The sequence below is a fragment of the Vibrio sp. T9 genome (assembly GCF_003123985.1).
GTDB lineage: Bacteria > Pseudomonadota > Gammaproteobacteria > Enterobacterales > Vibrionaceae > Vibrio > Vibrio diabolicus.
The window spans coordinates 364,197-381,121 of the sequence record NZ_NIGY01000003.1 but is presented as its reverse complement, the minus strand read 5'-3'; the positions used below and the strand labels follow the sequence as shown (position 1 = coordinate 381,121).

At 44.1% G+C, this 16,925-nt stretch carries 14 protein-coding genes; 6 read left to right on the top strand and 8 right to left on the bottom strand.

All coding sequences use genetic code 11. From position 1 onward, the window contains the following. Positions 1–134: 134 nt before the first annotated feature. Positions 135–1,187 (bottom strand): 3-deoxy-7-phosphoheptulonate synthase AroG, encoded by a 1,053-nt coding sequence (gene aroG / locus CBX98_RS08620; RefSeq protein WP_005396134.1) that lies wholly within the window; start codon positions 1,185–1,187, stop codon positions 135–137. A gap of 461 nt (positions 1,188–1,648) precedes the next feature. Between aroG and CBX98_RS08610 the strand changes: the two genes are divergently transcribed. After that, positions 1,649–2,641: an OmpA family protein gene (locus CBX98_RS08610; RefSeq protein WP_006741142.1), complete on the top strand. Its 993-nt coding sequence runs from the start codon at positions 1,649–1,651 to the stop codon at positions 2,639–2,641. An 87-nt stretch (positions 2,642–2,728) separates the two neighbouring features. Here the strand turns inward: CBX98_RS08610 and CBX98_RS08605 are convergent, their stop codons facing one another. Continuing rightward, entirely contained in the window at positions 2,729–3,331 is a 603-nt protein-coding gene (locus CBX98_RS08605) for a beta-phosphoglucomutase family hydrolase (RefSeq protein ID WP_031780520.1), read from the bottom strand. A 76-nt stretch (positions 3,332–3,407) separates the two neighbouring features. On the opposite strand from CBX98_RS08605, the gene arfB reads away from it, so the two are divergent. Both arfB and CBX98_RS08595 read left to right on the top strand, forming a co-directional pair. Further along, entirely contained in the window at positions 3,408–3,821 is a 414-nt protein-coding gene (gene arfB / locus CBX98_RS08600; protein ID WP_109168976.1) for an alternative ribosome rescue aminoacyl-tRNA hydrolase ArfB, read from the top strand. A 101-nt stretch (positions 3,822–3,922) separates the two neighbouring features. Beyond that, on the top strand, positions 3,923–5,692 hold the full coding sequence (locus tag CBX98_RS08595; RefSeq protein ID WP_109168975.1) for a methyl-accepting chemotaxis protein: 1,770 nt from the start codon (positions 3,923–3,925) through the stop codon (positions 5,690–5,692). Between the two features lie 91 nt (positions 5,693–5,783). On the opposite strand, the gene vmeZ is transcribed toward CBX98_RS08595, so the two are convergent. Continuing rightward, positions 5,784–8,936, bottom strand: a complete 3,153-nt coding sequence (gene vmeZ / locus CBX98_RS08590) for a multidrug efflux RND transporter permease subunit VmeZ (RefSeq protein ID WP_046875892.1) — start codon at positions 8,934–8,936, stop codon at positions 5,784–5,786. Between the two features lie 8 nt (positions 8,937–8,944). After that, complete coding sequence (vmeY, locus tag CBX98_RS08585; RefSeq protein ID WP_109168974.1) at positions 8,945–10,072, bottom strand: multidrug efflux RND transporter periplasmic adaptor subunit VmeY; 1,128 nt, start codon at positions 10,070–10,072, stop codon at positions 8,945–8,947. 416 nt (positions 10,073–10,488) lie between these two features. On the opposite strand from vmeY, the gene CBX98_RS08580 reads away from it, so the two are divergent. Continuing rightward, positions 10,489–10,953, top strand: a complete 465-nt coding sequence (locus CBX98_RS08580) for a cytidine/deoxycytidylate deaminase family protein (RefSeq protein WP_005373515.1) — start codon at positions 10,489–10,491, stop codon at positions 10,951–10,953. Positions 10,954–11,040: 87 nt separating this feature from the next. On the opposite strand, the gene pepT is transcribed toward CBX98_RS08580, so the two are convergent. Next, the gene (gene pepT, locus CBX98_RS08575; RefSeq protein WP_047008127.1) at positions 11,041–12,270 is read right to left on the bottom strand and encodes a peptidase T; all 1,230 of its coding nucleotides are present in this window, start codon (positions 12,268–12,270) and stop codon (positions 11,041–11,043) included. A gap of 170 nt (positions 12,271–12,440) precedes the next feature. Further along, entirely contained in the window at positions 12,441–13,304 is an 864-nt protein-coding gene (locus CBX98_RS08570) for a DUF6279 family lipoprotein (RefSeq protein ID WP_109168973.1), read from the bottom strand. Positions 13,305–13,565: 261 nt separating this feature from the next. Between CBX98_RS08570 and CBX98_RS08565 the strand changes: the two genes are divergently transcribed. Further along, complete coding sequence (locus CBX98_RS08565; RefSeq protein WP_005373524.1) at positions 13,566–13,739, top strand: hypothetical protein; 174 nt, start codon at positions 13,566–13,568, stop codon at positions 13,737–13,739. A gap of 90 nt (positions 13,740–13,829) precedes the next feature. On the opposite strand, the gene CBX98_RS08560 is transcribed toward CBX98_RS08565, so the two are convergent. Beyond that, positions 13,830–14,462 carry a response regulator gene (locus CBX98_RS08560; RefSeq protein ID WP_005398453.1) on the bottom strand — a complete coding sequence of 211 codons (633 nt, stop codon included), beginning with the start codon at positions 14,460–14,462 and terminating at the stop codon, positions 13,830–13,832. Next, complete coding sequence (narQ, locus tag CBX98_RS08555) at positions 14,449–16,185, bottom strand: nitrate/nitrite two-component system sensor histidine kinase NarQ (protein WP_109168972.1); 1,737 nt, start codon at positions 16,183–16,185, stop codon at positions 14,449–14,451. The genes CBX98_RS08560 and narQ overlap by 14 nt, the downstream gene beginning before the upstream one ends. Positions 16,186–16,432: 247 nt before the next feature. Between narQ and napF the strand changes: the two genes are divergently transcribed. Then, the gene (gene napF / locus CBX98_RS08550; protein WP_005398455.1) at positions 16,433–16,918 is read left to right on the top strand and encodes a ferredoxin-type protein NapF; all 486 of its coding nucleotides are present in this window, start codon (positions 16,433–16,435) and stop codon (positions 16,916–16,918) included. The last annotated feature ends 7 nt before the right edge of the window (positions 16,919–16,925 follow it).

The following is a 16,925-nucleotide window of genomic DNA, read 5'->3' as shown; positions in this document are numbered from 1 at the left end:
TTCCTTTTGGTTACAGCGCATACAGATAACATATAGGAAAGCAGAAACAATAGAAAGAGATGCGAGTAATTCTCAATAAAAAGAGCCAGAGGCACAATGCCTCTGGCTCTTTAAAAAAGTTCTTTCTGTTGAGCTTATTTGTTACGGCGCGCTTTTACTGCATCAGAAAGCTGACGAAGTACGGTTTCCGTATCTTCCCAACCGATACATGCATCGGTAATCGACTGACCATAAGTGGCCGCTTTGCCATCCACTAAGTCTTGGCGACCTTCAACTAAATGAGACTCAATCATCACACCAAAAATTGCTTCTTCGCCACCAGCGATTTGCTCTGATACGTCATCAGATACCAACATTTGACGTTTGAACTGCTTCGAGCTGTTAGCGTGGCTAAAATCAATCATCACTTTTTTCGGTAGCCCTGCGCCGTCTAACTCGTCTTTAATTTGAGCAACATGCGCTGCACTGTAGTTTGGCTCTTTACCGCCACGGAGAATGATATGGCAATCAGGATTGCCAGCGGTTTCTACGATCGCAGAATGACCGTATTTTGTTACTGATAGGAAGTGGTGAGAAGCACTTGCAGAACGAATCGCGTCGCTCGCGATCTTAATGTTCCCGTCTGTACCATTTTTAAACCCAACAGGGCAAGAAAGGCCAGAAGCAAGCTCACGGTGAACCTGAGATTCTGTCGTACGAGCACCGATAGCCCCCCAACTGATCAGATCCGCCACGTACTGAGGCGTGATCATATCTAGGAACTCACTCGCGGTCGGCAAGCCCATATCGGTAAGATCAAGAAGAAGCTTACGTCCAATACGCAGACCATCATTCAGCTTGTAGGTATCATTTAGGTAAGGGTCGTTGATCAGACCTTTCCATCCTACCGTTGTACGCGGTTTCTCAAAATAAACTCGCATCACAACTTCTAGCTGTTCCCCAAGTTCATCACGTAATACTTTTAGCTTTTTACCATATTCAACCGCAGCAGCAGGATCGTGAATGGAACACGGGCCAACAATTACAAGTAATCGGTCATCTTTTCCTTCAAGAATATTGTGAATGGCATTACGGCAATCAAAAGTGGTCGAAGAAGCGGTTTCAGTCGCTGGGAACTTCTCTAATACTGCTACAGGTGGCAATAACTCTTTTACTCTATTTATTCTTACATCATCAGTTTGAAACATTACTTCTACTTCCTGGTTTTTATTTCCGACCCAATTTTTTGCCAACTGAACTCATTGCAACATTGTTCACAAAGCGAGCAGCATCAAGGGCTCTGGTCATTTTCTGTCTAGCGTTTAAGTAACTTATCGGCTTAGGCGTAGACTTGCAATCAGTTTTTGCAAATAAATGCAAATAAAAACCACCTGTTAACCACCGCGCACAATGTAAAATAAAGTTTACGAAAAAAAGTTCAAAATAATCATCAATTTTCTTATGACCCCAAAAATCTTTACTACAATGTAAGAAATATCAGAAGTTTGTGAGGTGTTATTGGTTAGTAAATGTTGATCAAGTTCAAAGATATTGTTGCTTGATATGAAATGATTAGAATATTAAACTAATTTCTTATAAACGCTGGTTTTTTCTAATTTTTTGATAAAACGAAGTAGAAGTTAATATGCAATCAATACAAGGAAACATTATGAACAAAGTAGCAATTGCAGTAGCAGCAGTGGTAGCTGGTAGTAGCGCGCTTTTAAACTCTGCTCAAGCTGAAATGTATATCGGGGGCAAAGTAGGCATGACTACACTTGACGATGCTTGCTATCTAAATAGCCCTTGTGATGATGAAGCTTTTGGTGCTGGACTACATATCGGTTATGACTTCACCGATATCATCGGGCTAGAGTATGGTGTCGACTTCTTAGGCGATTACAAAGCTAACTTTAAGTCAGGGGCTAATACAGTTAATACGATCGACGGCAATTTAACGGCTTTAACTCTCGCACCTAAATTCAACTGGCACTTAAACGAATCTTGGAACTTATTCGCTAAGATCGGTGGTGCTTACATGATGTCTGATGACGAAAAAGATTTCGTTCCAACTGGCTCGCTAGGTGCTGAATACACTATCGACAGAAACTGGAGCGTACGCGCAGAATATCAACGCTATCAAGACCTGTCTGATGACGTATGGGACGACATGGACGCTAACTTCTTCGGTATCGGCTTTAACTACAAATTTGCGGCTGCGCCAGTGGTTGCGGCAGTTGTAACAGAAGAAGTGGTTGAGCCAGATCCAGAACCAGTGATGATGAGCAAAGTGCACAAAGAAGAGTACGGTACAGGTACGTTTGAATTCGACAGTGCTAAGCTAACAGAGTCTGTTTCGGAGCGTCTAGACAACTTCGTATCATTCTTGAACGAATACCCTCAAGCTCAAGTAGAGATCACTGGCTACACGGATAGCTCTGGTCCTGCGACTTACAACCAAAAACTGTCTGAGCGTCGTGCTCAATCTGTTGCGGATTACCTAACTGCTGCAGGCATTGACTCAGATCGTTTAACTGTGAAAGGCATGGGTGAAGAAAACCCAGTTGCTGACAACAGCACTCGTGAAGGTCGTGAGAAAAACCGTCGCGTAGAGGTTGTGGTTCCTTCGTTTGAATATCAAGAGCTAGTTCAACCTGAATAAACATTTATGATACTTTATCTATGATGTTGTAAAAGTTAATGGGGTGCGTTTGCACCCCATTTTGATCTCGCTTTATCGCTCTTTTTACTATGGTTTTGGAAAAAAGATTAACTCGTTATCTTGCACCATAACGCAATCCATACCCGCTGCATGCGCAGCTCGTTTACCTAGCTCGGTATCCTCGAATACAAGACATTGTGACGCTTCCAACCCGAGATGCTCGGCCGCCACCAAAAAGGTATCCGGAAAAGGCTTATGGTTCTCTACATCACTTGCAGTTACCACAACATCCAACTTGTCCAATAAACCGGAGTGGCTCAATAAGCGCATGGCACTTTCTCGTTGACTGCCAGTCCCGACCGCTATTTTCTTGTGGCCTAAATATTCTTCTAACACGATATTAGTGCACGGAATAACGTCCCCGTGCAGCTCCATAGCAGCGAACGTTTCCATTTTAAATGTAGCGACGGTTTTAGGATCTAATGAAAGCTCATGCACACGGTTTAGCTCCTCAACAATTTTAAAGCTCGGCATGCCCCCTAAACTGTGAAACCACTCCTGACAAAACGGAAAATCAAAGCGATCTGCGGTTGCTTGCCAAGCAGCCAAATGGGCTGGCATGGTATCTATTAAAGTACCATCCATATCAAATATGAATCCCTCATAGGGCCTAAAATCAATCGTGCTCATGTCTTTTCTTCTATTTGTACATCTGTGATGTTAATTTATCAGCTCTTTCAATCGTCCTTACCGGCATTTACTTATCATGCTCAAAATTTCGAACTCCGTCACAATTCAAGAGTGGGAAATTCAATTATCCCCAATTAGAGCTCAAGGAAATGGTGGCCAGAACGTTAACAAGGTAGCGTCCGCTATACATTTACGCTTTGATATCCGACATTCCAGCTTACCTGACTTCTACAAAGAACGATTACTTGCTCTTTCTGACAGTCGTATAACTAAAGATGGCGTGATCATCATCAAAGCGCAACAATTTCGCACGCAAGAACAAAATAAGGAAGACGCCCTGAATCGGCTTCAAGCTTTAATTAAAGCTGCCGCCTTACAGGAGAAGAAGCGTATTAAAACGAAACCAACCCGCGCTTCTCAACGCCGAAGACTTGATACCAAGAACAAGCATGGAGCGAAAAAGCAGCAACGTAAGAAAGTGCTGTGTTAATGCATGTCGTTTTCTCGACATGTTAGTTGAACAACGTTTGCTAGCCCTTGGGAAATCTCATTGGATTTCTCTTTTTAGTTACTTATTCAGGAAACAACAATATGACTATTAGGCAAAAACTCTACTTCCTCGGAGTTATCGCCATTTTAGGCATCGTGGCCCTTTTGGGTACGTCATCCCATTTCGCCAATAAGAGCAATGAACTTAACCACGCCATCAAACTCGTTGGCGATCTAGAAATACGTTTACTCAACTTACGCAGAAACGAGAAAGATTTCTTACTGCGTAGTAATGACAAATACTTAAACAAATTTGATGCGAATGTTGATAAGTTTCTAAATACAGAAAAAGAGCTTGCGAGCATACTCACGAGCAATGAATTACCTTCCAGTCAACGATTCAAACAAGACCTCCTTGCATACCAAAAGGGCTTTCAGAACCTGGTCAGTGCTTACCAACGCTACGGACTTGATGCAAAGAGTGGCCTTCTTGCTGGTTACGAGCAAGCACTGTTAGAAGCCAAGCAACGCTCCGACCACCAGCAATTGCTGGCGTTGGTTCGTTTTGACTCTGCGGTCAAATCAGGTCAATTCAATAGTGATTTGCTTGTTGGGCTATATGCTCCGGAGCTCATCAAAACAGGTAAGCTAGTAGCGGCACAAAAACAAGTTGTAGGAGTCGCTTACGACCAAGGCCTACTTGGTGAAACTCGCGCATTATCTCATGCCGTAGAAGAGCAATTTGAAACCTTTTCGACAGCCCTTAGCTCTGCTGCTGCAAAGCGTGATGAACAAATGTCGACCATCAAGCAAGTCATTACAGCCCTGATCTTAGGTGTTATTTTCGCATTGATTTGGCAGATCTCTCGCTCAATCAATACACGAGTAAACAGCTTGCTTGGCACCATTCGAAGCATTAGCGAAACAAACAACATGGGACTGCGCTCTGACTTGAAAGGCAAAGATGAGCTATTTGATATCAGCCACCACCTCAATGATCTGTTGGATAAGCTTGAGCAGTTAATTAGTGGCACCCAAGAAAAATCGGCGCAGTTAACGGCCAGTACCGATAATATGCATCGTGAGCTAGAAGGGGTTATGGAGCAGTTCCATACTCAAACGGACCACACTGCATCGATGGCTACTGCGGTTCAGCAAATGGTGGCAACGATAGGCGAAATATCGGAAAGCACGTCGGTTGCGGTAGAGGGTGTGCATCAAGCCGCGAATAATGCCGAACAAGGCCGCAGTGTTGTTGAAACTACTGTAACCAACATTGGTCAATTGACCAGTATTTTATCGAACAGTCAGCAGTCGATTGGCTCGTTGAACCAACATGTAGATAAAATTGGTGGTGCGGTGAACATCATCCAAGAAATTGCGGAACAAACTAACTTACTGGCTCTCAATGCAGCAATTGAAGCCGCGCGAGCGGGCGAACAAGGTCGTGGCTTCGCCGTTGTTGCCGATGAAGTACGTGCCCTAGCTAGCCGAACTCATCAATCTACCGAGGAAATCACGCGAGTTGTTGTTGATATTCAAGCTCAAATGTCGACGGTCGTGGCGGATATTGATCAATGTAACGATCAAGGACAACAAACGCTTAATGCCTCTGAAAAACTGGATTCTAGCCTGCAGCAGATCATCACTGACATGCATGCAATTCAAGGCAATTCGGAGCGCATTGCTTCTGCGATTGAAGAGCAAGGTATCGTGATGAATCAAGTTAGTGGCTCAATCACCGAGCTTAACGCGATATCTGAAAACAACATGCAATCCGCTCAGGAATGCTTGCACGAAGTGAACTCTGTTTCTGCTCAAGCTCATGATATGGACGAAGCCGTTGCACAATTTAAAACCGCGCTAAAATAACCTTCCCTACAAATAAAAAGCCCGAGGCAATCATTGCTTCGGGCTTTTTTTCGACTTTAACTTCGTGCTCTAATGTGCGCAGCGGGTGTGATTACTCATCATCAAGAGGAACCAGCTTGGTGTTGCCGCCATGAACTTTCTCACGCTGTCTTTGCACCAGAGCGTAGAAGCCTGGGATCAAGAATGTACCTGCTAGAAGCACACACAATAGACCACCAATCAGCGACACGCCGAGCGAGTTTTGGCTCACGTGCCCTGCACCTGCGGCGAAGATCAGCGGGAAGATACCCAGGATAAACGACCAAGATGTCATATTCACAGCGCGGAAACGTAACGTGCCTCCTTTAACCGCTGCACTATCGATATCAGCATCTTTTTCTTCACGTTCTTGCTTGGCGAACTCCACAATCAAAATTGCGTTTTTCGCCGCCAAGGCTATGAGCAAGACAAGGCCAATTTGCGCATACAAGTTAAGTGGTGTCCCAGTCAGATTCAACGCCAAGAAGGAGCCTAACGTTGCTACTGGCACCACCAAAATGATGGCTAATGGAATACTCCAGCTCTCATATTGTGCCACCATGAATAAGTAAATGAAGATCAAAGCCAGTGCAAACGCATAAATGGCTTGGTTACCCGCAAGTACTTCCTGATAAGCCATACCTGTCCATTCGTACGTGTAGCCCTGCGGAAGGACCTCTGCAGCAACGCGTTCCATTGCGGCAATCGCATCACCACTAGAGTAGCCCGGAGCTGGTTGGCCTTGAATGATAGCACTGCGGTACATGTTGTAACGCCATGCCACATCAGGCTCGAACACTTGCTCGTAGCTCACTAGCGTACTTAGCGGAACCATATCACCGTTCGAAGAACGAACATGGAAACGCTCTAGATCTTCCATGCTGCTACGGTGCTGGCTATCAGCTTGCATGGTTACGCGGAAGTTCTTACCAAACATGGTGAAGTCATTCACATAAAGCGAACCTAAGTTGCCTTGCAAGGTTTGGAAAATAGACGATAGCGAAATACCCAACTGCTGTGCTTTCTCACGGTCGATATCAACGTAGTAGTGCGGAACATTCGCGCGGAACGTGCTAAACGTGTAGGCAATTTCAGGGGCTTGGTTAGCCGCTTGGATCATTTCTCCCATGACCATCGACAAATCGGTACGGCTTCGCCCTAGCGTATCTTCAAGCACAAACTCAAAACCAGACGCAGCGCCCATACCAGGAACCGCCGGAGGTCCCATCGCAAACACAACCGCTTGAGGCAACTCTGTTGCAGCACGACCGTTAATACGCGCCGCGATGGCATTGGCAGAGTGCTCCCCTTGCAACGAGTTACGAGTATCCCAGTCATGCAGTTTGATAAACACAGATGCACCGTTTGATGCTGCTGCGCCTGTCATAAACGAGTAACCGTTCGCAACCGTCACGCCATCCACACCAGGCTCTTCACCAATCATGTTCATTAAATCATTGGTGACTTCTTCAGTACGAGATAAAGAAGCTGAATCTGGTAGCTGAACGTTAACCAGCAAAATGCCTTTATCTTCTTGAGGAACAAACGCTGTTGAGGTGGTTTTCGCAAAGAAAGTGACCGCCGCGATAGCGACTATAAAGAACGTCACGAGCAGCAAAGATTTCTTCACCAAGAAACCAGCGACCTGACCATAACGCGTTGTGATACGCTCTAAGCCTCGGTTGAAAGCCTGGAACCAGTTAGCGGTGTTGCCCCCACCCTGCTTCAATACCAAAGAACAAAGTGCTGGAGACAGCGTCAATGCGTTGATGGATGAGATCACAACCGAAATACAGATGGTCAAAGCGAACTGGCGATACATGATACCGGTGATACCCGGCAGCATCGCGACGGGTATGAATACCGCAAGTAAAACCAAGGTCGACGTGATGATTGGGCCCGTTACTTCTTTCATCGCTAGCAATGTCGCTTTACGCGGTGAAATGGTTGGGTCTTTCGCCATGGTGGTATCGACGTTTTCGATAACCAGAATCGCATCGTCCACCACGATACCAATCGCGAGGATCAAGCCAAACAAAGTGACCGTATTGATGGTGAAGCCCGTCGCCTGCATGATGGCAAACGTACCAATCAAAGAAACGGGGATCGCGACAACAGGAATCAATGTTGCGCGCGCACTACCCAAGAACAAGTAAGTTACAGCAATCACCAATAGAATCGCTTCAATCAGCGTTTTCACTACCCCTTTGATCGATTCAGATACGAACACGGTTGTATCGTAGCTGGTCTCATACGCCATGCCCTCAGGGAAGTTTTTACTCAAGTCCTCAAGCAGCTCCATGACGGCCTGACCACTTTCTAACGCGTTCGCATCCGATTGAAGAGACAATGCAACAATTGACGCGTCCTGACCACGGAATTTACCGTTACCATCGTAGAACTTTTTACCTAGTTCGACACGAGCGACATCTTTCAGATAAACCGTGGAACCATTTGGATTAGCTCGAAGGACAACGTTCTCAAACTCGCTCACGCTTTCCAAGCGACCTTTGGTCACAAGGTTAAACTGAACTTCTTGAGGATTGTTGTATGGTGCTGCACCAACACGCCCTGCCGCAACTTGAACGTTTTGTTCAGCCAAAGCGGCGTATACGTCTGACGTGGTTAGCTTAAGGTTGGCCATTTTTTCCGGATCTAACCAAACACGCATTGCGTATTCACCACCACCAATCACGTTAACTTCACTAATGCCTTTCGCACGAGCCAGCTGATCTTTTACATTCAAGTTAATGTAGTTAATCAAGAACTGATCGTCGTATTTGCCATCAGGCGAATAGAAGTTAAGGACCATCAGCAAGTCAGGTGAGCGTTTTTTCACCGTCACACCAACCATGCGCACTTCTTGAGGCAGTTTTGACTCGATCTGTGACACGCGGTTTTGCACGTTTACTTGCGCCATGTCTGGATCGGTCCCGACATCGAACGTGACGTTTAGGCTGTATGAGCCATCGTTCGCGCTCTTTGAAGACATGTAGATCATGTCCTCAACGCCATTGACCGACGTCTCTATGGGGTCCGCAATGGCCTGCTCGACAACTTCCGCACTCGCACCGGTGTAGTATGCCGAAACGCTTACTGATGGCGGACTTATCTGTGGGTACTCCGCCACTGGCAAAATCGCCAGTGAGATCGCGCCTGCTAGCGTTAATATGATCGAAATAACCAGCGCGAATTTAGGTCTCTGAATAAAGAAACGACTTAACATAGTGCCCCCTACTGCTTATCTTCAGCAGGTGTTTGAATGCGCACTTCTACACCATTACGCACACGCTGTAGGCCCTGTGTAATAACCGTATCTTCCTGATCGAGGCCTTCTCGAATGATAATGCCTTGTTCAACCTGAGGTCCAAGCTCGACGTTACGACGCTCTGCCACACTTCCCTCAGCCATCACCATCACAAAGTCACCTTCTAAGTCAGTCTGTACGGCACGTCGTGGGATAGCAATAACGTCTTTCGTGTTCTTATCTCTCAAGTTCACTTTGATGTGCTGACCCGGAAGTAACTTCTGCTCTGGGTTTGGCACTAGCGCACGCATTGCAATCGTACCAGTTTTGGTATCAATACGATTACCTAAGAAATCGAGCTTACCGAGATGCTCAAAAAACTGACCATTTTCCAGCTCAAGCTGAACTTCAACTCTGTTTGATTCTGCTGAGCCGTCGCCTTTGACTTGATCCATCCCCATGGCTAAACGCTCGCGCTCACTCACACTAAATGAAGTATGCACTGGGTCTAAGCTCACCAATGTCGTCAGCACGCCAGATGAAGGGGAAACAAGATCACCAGTACTCACTTTGGTATCGCTAATGCGACCGCTGAACGGAGCTCGGATTTGAGTATAAGAAAGGTTAACTTCAGCAAGCTTAAGCTGAGCATTTGCTGCTTCTAGCTCTGCTTTCGCACCAAGAAGTGCCGCAGTTAAGGCGTCAAACTCAGATTGAGAGATACTACCGCGAGGCAACAAGTTTTTACCTCGGGTGTGGTCTAGTTCCGCTTTTTTTAGCGCGGCTTTTGCTTGTGCAAGTGCCGCTTTAGCGCTCGCGACTTGTGCTTCAAAAGAAGATGGCTCGATAGAATAAAGAAGCTGTCCTTTTTCTACCATTTGCCCCTCTTCAAAGTGACGAGCTTTTAAATAGCCAGAAATCTGCGCGGTAATATTGGTATCTTCTACTGCTTCAATGCGACCGATATAAGACTTGCTCGGTTGGTAGTCGATAACCGTGACATCCTGAGTCACTACGAGAGGCGCTTGGCCTTCCCTTTGGGCATTATTAGCTTCCCCGCATCCAGCGAGGATTGCTGTAGCCGCCATTAGTACGACAAGTGGTTTCTTTTGCATGTATTTACCGTCTTTATAGAACAGGATATTGTTGAATTCCCATCAACCTTACTCCTTGCTGCTACTGAAAACTTCACTCAAAAGCCCCCAAAATGTTTCTAAATGTAAACATGAGAAACAAAAAGAAAATAAAGTAATTTAGTTAACAGTGATATTTAATGAACAATATACAAACAGCTCAATCATAACTATTTGATATACACTCTCAGGCATCGTGCATTTAGAGGCGCTAGGAAACGCGAATTAAGATATCGTATAAAGACGGAAGTGAGATTCGGCGCTCAAGATAAGAACGTTTTATGGTTAAAAAGACAAAAAATGACGCCTTCATACTCAAGACCCCTATTTTGACTATTTTTTTAATATAAATGGGTTATCATTCAATTAATTCAACGCCTTCGACAGAGAGGATGACTATGATTTCTAAATGGGCAAAACGCTTTTACCAGATGGCAGAACTAGTGGCGTCTTGGAGTAAGGACCCATCAACACAAGTCGGTGCAGTTATCACTAAACAGAATCGCATTGTATCTGTTGGATTTAATGGCTACCCGCACGGTGTTTCTGACAGTGTCGATACCGATGAACGCGAGTTGAAATACCTTAAAACACTACACGCGGAAGAGAACGCAATTTTGTTCTCAAAACGTGATTTAGACGGATGTGATATTTGGGTGACGCATTTTCCATGTCCTAACTGCGCGGCAAAGATCATTCAAACAGGGATCTCACACGTGCACTGCCCTGAGCAATCTGAAGACTTTCTATCTCGCTGGGGAGATAAAATCCAAGTCAGCCAAGACATGTTCGATCAAGCGGGTGTGAAAGTCGACTGGCTACCACTAGAAGACATTGAAATTGAAGACAAAGACGTACGTTAATGTTTCGTTTTTGAATTTAAAAATAGCCCAGATGACTCTGGGCTATTTTCCCCCATTCAATCGACAAGAACCGCTCGACCTAGTCTGTTAACCGTGTTTTTTCGCGGTGAGTTCAGCAATTTTGACGATGACAAGCACTGACTTCTCCATCATTTCAACCGAAATAAACTCATGAATCCCATGGAAGTTAAAACCACCAGTGAAGATATTCGGGCACGGCAACCCCATAAAAGATAAACGTGCGCCATCTGTACCACCACGAATAGGTTTTATAATCGGTTCAACATCACACGCTTCCATCGCTTGCTTCGCTAACTCAATGATATGCGGGTAAGGCTCAACCATTTCTCTCATATTGTAATAGCTGTCTGTTATTTTCAGTTCTACAGAACCATGGCGTAAGCCCGCGTTCATGTCATCAACGAGTTTCTGCATAAAGGCTTTTCGCTCTTCAAGACCCTGACGATCAAAGTCTCGGATAATGTAACCAAGTTCGCTTCGCGCCACACCCATTTCTGCCGATTTTAAATGGAAGAACCCTTCGTAGCCTTCTGTTGTTTCGGGAGTTTGATCTTGAGGCATTTGAACCTGAAATTTCGCAGCCAAGTTCATCGCATTAACCATTTTACCTTTTGCAGTACCAGGGTGAACGCTGACACCATGAAAAATCACATCGGCGTTTGCCGCATTAAAATTTTCGTATTCCAGTTCACCTTGCGGGCCACCATCAATAGTGTATGCCCATTTCGCGCCAAACTTTTCAACATCAAATAAATCTGCGCCCCGGCCAATCTCTTCATCTGGTGTAAAGCCGATACAAATGTCGCCGTGTGGAATGTCTGGATTTTCTAGTAACAGCGCGACTGCAGAGAGAATCTCAGCAATACCAGCTTTGTTATCCGCGCCAAGTAATGTAGTGCCATCGGTGGTGATAAGATTGTGGCCATGTAGATGATGTAAATCTGGGTATTGCACCGGAGATAACACTTCATCCCCCAACCCTAGCGCGATATCGCCGCCTTGGTAATCTTCAATAAATTGCGGTTTTACGTTTTTTCCTGAGGCGTCAGGCGCGGTATCCATATGGGCAATAAAGCCGATAGGCGGCACCTCATAATCAACGTTAGCTGGCAGTCTAGCCATCAAGTAGCCATTTTTATCTAATGTCACATCACTTAAGCCAAGTTCGATCATCTCTTTCTTAAGCAACTCAGCAAACACAAGCTGACCAGGCGAGCTTGGGCAAAGCGTAACATGTGGATTTGATTGGGTATCGAACGTGACGTAGCGAAGAAATCTTTCAACTAAATGTTTCATATTTATTCTCATTGTTTTTATACGATGAGGCTTTATCAACCATCAGTAAGCTGACCTTACCTCATCAAACCTCAAACTATGTTACGCTCTTAGCTCAATAAGAATTTGCTTTGAATCATTTTTTCATAAGAAAGGCTACTGCACATCCCCTCGTCAATTGAAGCATGAATCTAATCTAATAATTCCTCAGCTAGTACTCGCCACTCTTTTACCTTACCGCGAAAATGAAGCCATTGTTTATCGGTCATAGATTGAGAAATATCTAATGTCAGTTGATCGACCAGCACAAAGTTAGAATCAATATTTTTAGAAAGCTGCTCACTGTAATAGCTCTCTGGCTCGAACAACAGGCGCATAAATATATCCTGATAAGTGACAGCATTGGACTTGTTGTCGAACAGATATTCGAGCTCTTGATATATCGTAGCTCGATAACCTCTCCATAAAGGACTGTTAAGAGTGACTTGTTGAGAAAACGTTTGAGCTAATTGGCGCTGACTTTCTGATAGGCTTCCCAACCACTCTTCCATCCATTCTTCTGTGTTATCTAGAATAATTTCACGTATTTCATCTTCCGTTTTATCCGCATATTTTGCGTTTCGCTCTTGATAATGCTCTTGTACATTACTCAGAAATTCCCGTTCTTGATCTTTCGTTAACTGTAAACTCAAAGCAAAAAGGTCTGGTGCCGCTTTACTTACCACTCTATCGTAATGCGCTCGCATTCTATCTCGATTTTCCTGCAAATAATTTAGGGTTATATCGCTCGCTTTTAATCTCTCAAGCTCTTTTAAATGATCGATATATAACGGTAACTCTTCTTTCTTATGCCATTCTGCTAACAATAATAAGCGTTCTTCGACCAAGACTTCTTGTTCACCTTGCAGAGAAACATAATCCTCTATGTAATCGATAACGAACCAATCGATATTGCTGTATAGAAACTTCTTCGTACATCCGGCAAGAAGAAATACGAAACAAAATAGAAGGCCATAACCAAGCACCTTATTAGATACACCCTGTAATTTAGTCACTTATTCGTATTCCCTTTTCTATTGATTAAGTTCTATACTCAACTTGTATCACTTAATATTGCGGCAAACTTACACCAGTGTGACAAATATTGATTGCCACCTTAATAATATATAGAGTTTGAAATTAACTTTTTGATCACAGCTATCCGCAAAAAAGTGAGTTAGAGCGCAATTATCGGCTAAAAAATACACCGAACGACGCTACTTATAACGGCATATAATTTGCATGGATGTTTTTTGGATGGTTTATGGAGGCGAAGTATGGCAGCCGCTGAGCAACTTGATACCAGTGTAGAATATGAGATTCGATATTTTGAACAGGGGAAAATGCACTGCATGAGAGTCATTGCTGAAAGCAAAAAAGTGGCTTATCAGTACTATTTAGAGTGCGGTAAGCACAACAGTGACTTGTACTCTATTCGCCCAGATAAATAAAAAAACCGCCTTTTAAGGCGGTTTTTTTATTATTAAAACTACGATAAACAATTGATTCCATTGATTATTTTGTATTAATCTTCAACTGTATTATTTGATGTCGCCAAAGCGCTCAAGATAAAGAACGGTTGCCGCAGTACGAGAAGGAACTTGAAGCTTTTTAAGTAAACTCTTCATATGAACTTTAACCGTTGATTCAGAAATAAAAAGACGATCGGCAATCTGCTTGTTGCGGAAACCTCTTGCCACCTCTCTTAAGATCTGCGTTTCGCGATCCGTCAGTGTATCAAAAACGTCCTCTTGTCCTGAACGCTCACTCAAATACTTAGAAACTTCTTGGCTGTAAGCTTTGTCACCTTGATGCGCTTGTTTTAGCAACTCAACCAGCTCATCAGGCTCAGTATCTTTCAATAAATAGCCATCTGCGCCACTTCGAACTATTGCTTCTATGTCAGCAGGACTATCCGATACGGTTAAGATAACAATTCGAGCTTCACAACCATCAGCACGTAGCGCTTGTAAGGTATCGAGGCCTGACATGCCTTTCATATTGAGATCAAGAAGTACAAGATCCAGTTCCAGCTCATGCGCTTTCGCTACCGCATCTGCGCCATTACTTGCTTCTGCAACGACTTCAAACTCAGGCTCAAAGCTTAAAAGTTGGTGAATACCTCGTCGCATGAGTGGATGATCATCCACCAGCATTACTTTACACACTGTCACTGTTTACTTCCTTACTATGTTGGAATTCTAGTTTTACGGTACAGCCTTTGTTTATCGATGCTTCAATGTGAAGATCGGCATGCAGCCTAGCGGCTCGCTCTTGCATGATACTCATACCGTAATGATTTAATTTTTCGTCTTGATGTTCAAAGCCTATTCCATCATCGGTAACGGTTACTGTGACTTTTCCATCATTATCAAGACATTGAATGTGAATATTATCTGCTTGCGCATGCTTGATGGCATTAATTGCCGCTTCTCTTATCAACTGTAGTAAATGAACCTGCTGGTGTGCATCCAGTTCAGTTGAAGAAAGTCTATTTTTTAACGTAATGTCAGCGACGGTTTGTTCGTTGAGCGTTTCGACCATATCTTGCAATGCTTGGCCAAAACTGCCCTCTTTAATCGTAAGACGAAACGTCGTCAGTAATTCGCGTAGTTGGGTATAAGCAGCAGATAAGCCCGTATCCAACTCGGCAATGACTTGATTCGCCTGAGCTATCGCTTTTTCATCAGGCAAATTCTTTACGCTTCTCTTTAATAAAGCGACCTGAATTTTTAAATAAGAGAGTGCTTGAGCTAATGAATCATGCAGTTCCCGAGCAATGGTGGCTCGCTCTTCCATCAGTAGGATTTGTTCTGCTTGGCGTTGGGCTCGATTGTAATACACGGCACGCGATAAAATCTGCACAAAGTTGTCAATCAGTGCCTCATTCGGACAAGGTAACCCGGCCTTCCAATACAAATAGCCTAAGTGCTCACCGTCTAACGTTAGAGCCTTACTATGGCAATCTTCATCACAGTCGTGGCAACCCTCTTCCCCTTCCATCAATATCCAACTCGGTTCTCCCAATTGCTCTATTTCAAGTTTGACCGCTTTAATGCCTTCAAGACTTGCAATATGTTGCAATATGGCTTGGAAGTTATCCTGATTAATACGCGAAGCCGTTAACTCTTTCGACGAGTCATACAATACTTCTAAAGACTGATTCGCATGCTGTAATTTACGCGTTTTTTCATCAACCGCTTGTTCTAGCCCTCGGTATAACTTACCAAGGTCCGTCGCCATCCGATTAAAGGTTCGAGTCAGGATCCCCATTTCATTATCGCTGGATACATCAAGCGATATATTAAATGAGCGATTCTTAATTTGCTCGCTAGCAAAAACTAAAGCACGCAAAGGCCGTACAACTTCGAGGCGCACAAAATGGACAACAAACATACTGACACAAAGGATACCGCCTAACCCTAACCCGCCAATCCAAGCTAAGTTAATCAGCTTTTGCTCCGAAAAGCTTTGCAGCTTAAATACAAACTCATCGATCTGCTTTACAAAACCAGCCACTAGGAGTTGGTACTCCGCCGGGTTGTCTCCTCTCAACACCGACTTGAGCTCATGCCATCTCATAATAAGACGGTAGTAATCATGAGTAATGTCTTCTGGCACTGACCAATGCTGGAGTGCTTTCATGGAAGGTGAGTATATCGAATGTTCAAATGCGTCAATATGTGAAGAGTAATCAACAGATTTAATCTGAATATCATGTGCCAAACGATAACTTTGCATTCGCATTGAGCCAGCAACATTGACGGCTTCTGCATCATTCAAGCTTGACGCTAACGTAAAAATTGCAAAACCAGTCGTAGCAACTGAAAGCAGCAAAATAAGAAGCATCGCGGACGCAATCGTGCGCGTCACTGACTTTTTCACATTTTTAAACAATCTGAGTTCCTCGCCCATTAACAACCCTATTTGTACGTGCAATGAACCCATTACCTTTCAACTTTATCAATATGTGATCACCTGCGACGGAATTTATTGATCCAAAACAATATTGCATCCCATTTACCTCCTAAGAGGTATTTATACAAATATGTCAAAAACTACAATTTCGTTAGTTTAAATGACAGTTTATTAATGAAAATTGTGGACTATGCTTAGTTTGGGTTCCAAGTTTCGAGGTGACTAAGTGGTAGACCTTTCCAGAAGAAGACTCTTTGCAAGAAAAGCGCACCCCGACAACGCCGTACGTTTGCCTTGGTTAACCAAGCCAGAACAGTTTACGGACGATTGCACTCGCTGCGGTAAATGCATTGAGGCCTGCGAAACAAAGATTATAACTAAAAGTGATGGCGGATTCCCTTCGGTCGATTTTTCTATTGATGAATGCACATTTTGTTATCAGTGTGCAGACGCCTGTCCTGAGCCCCTTTTCTTGCCAAAAACAGAGCAACCTTGGCAAGCGAAAGCAAGCATCAACGATAGCTGCTTAGCAAAACAAAATGTCGAATGCCGAAGCTGTGGGGATATGTGCGACCCAATGGCAATTCAGTTCAAATTAGAGCTGGGGAAAGTAGCACAACCCAATTTAGACCTTGATGAGTGTAACGGCTGCGGCGCCTGTGTTTCAGTGTGCCCGACTTCATCCATCAATGTGAGCAATATAACAGCCTAAGCCGTAT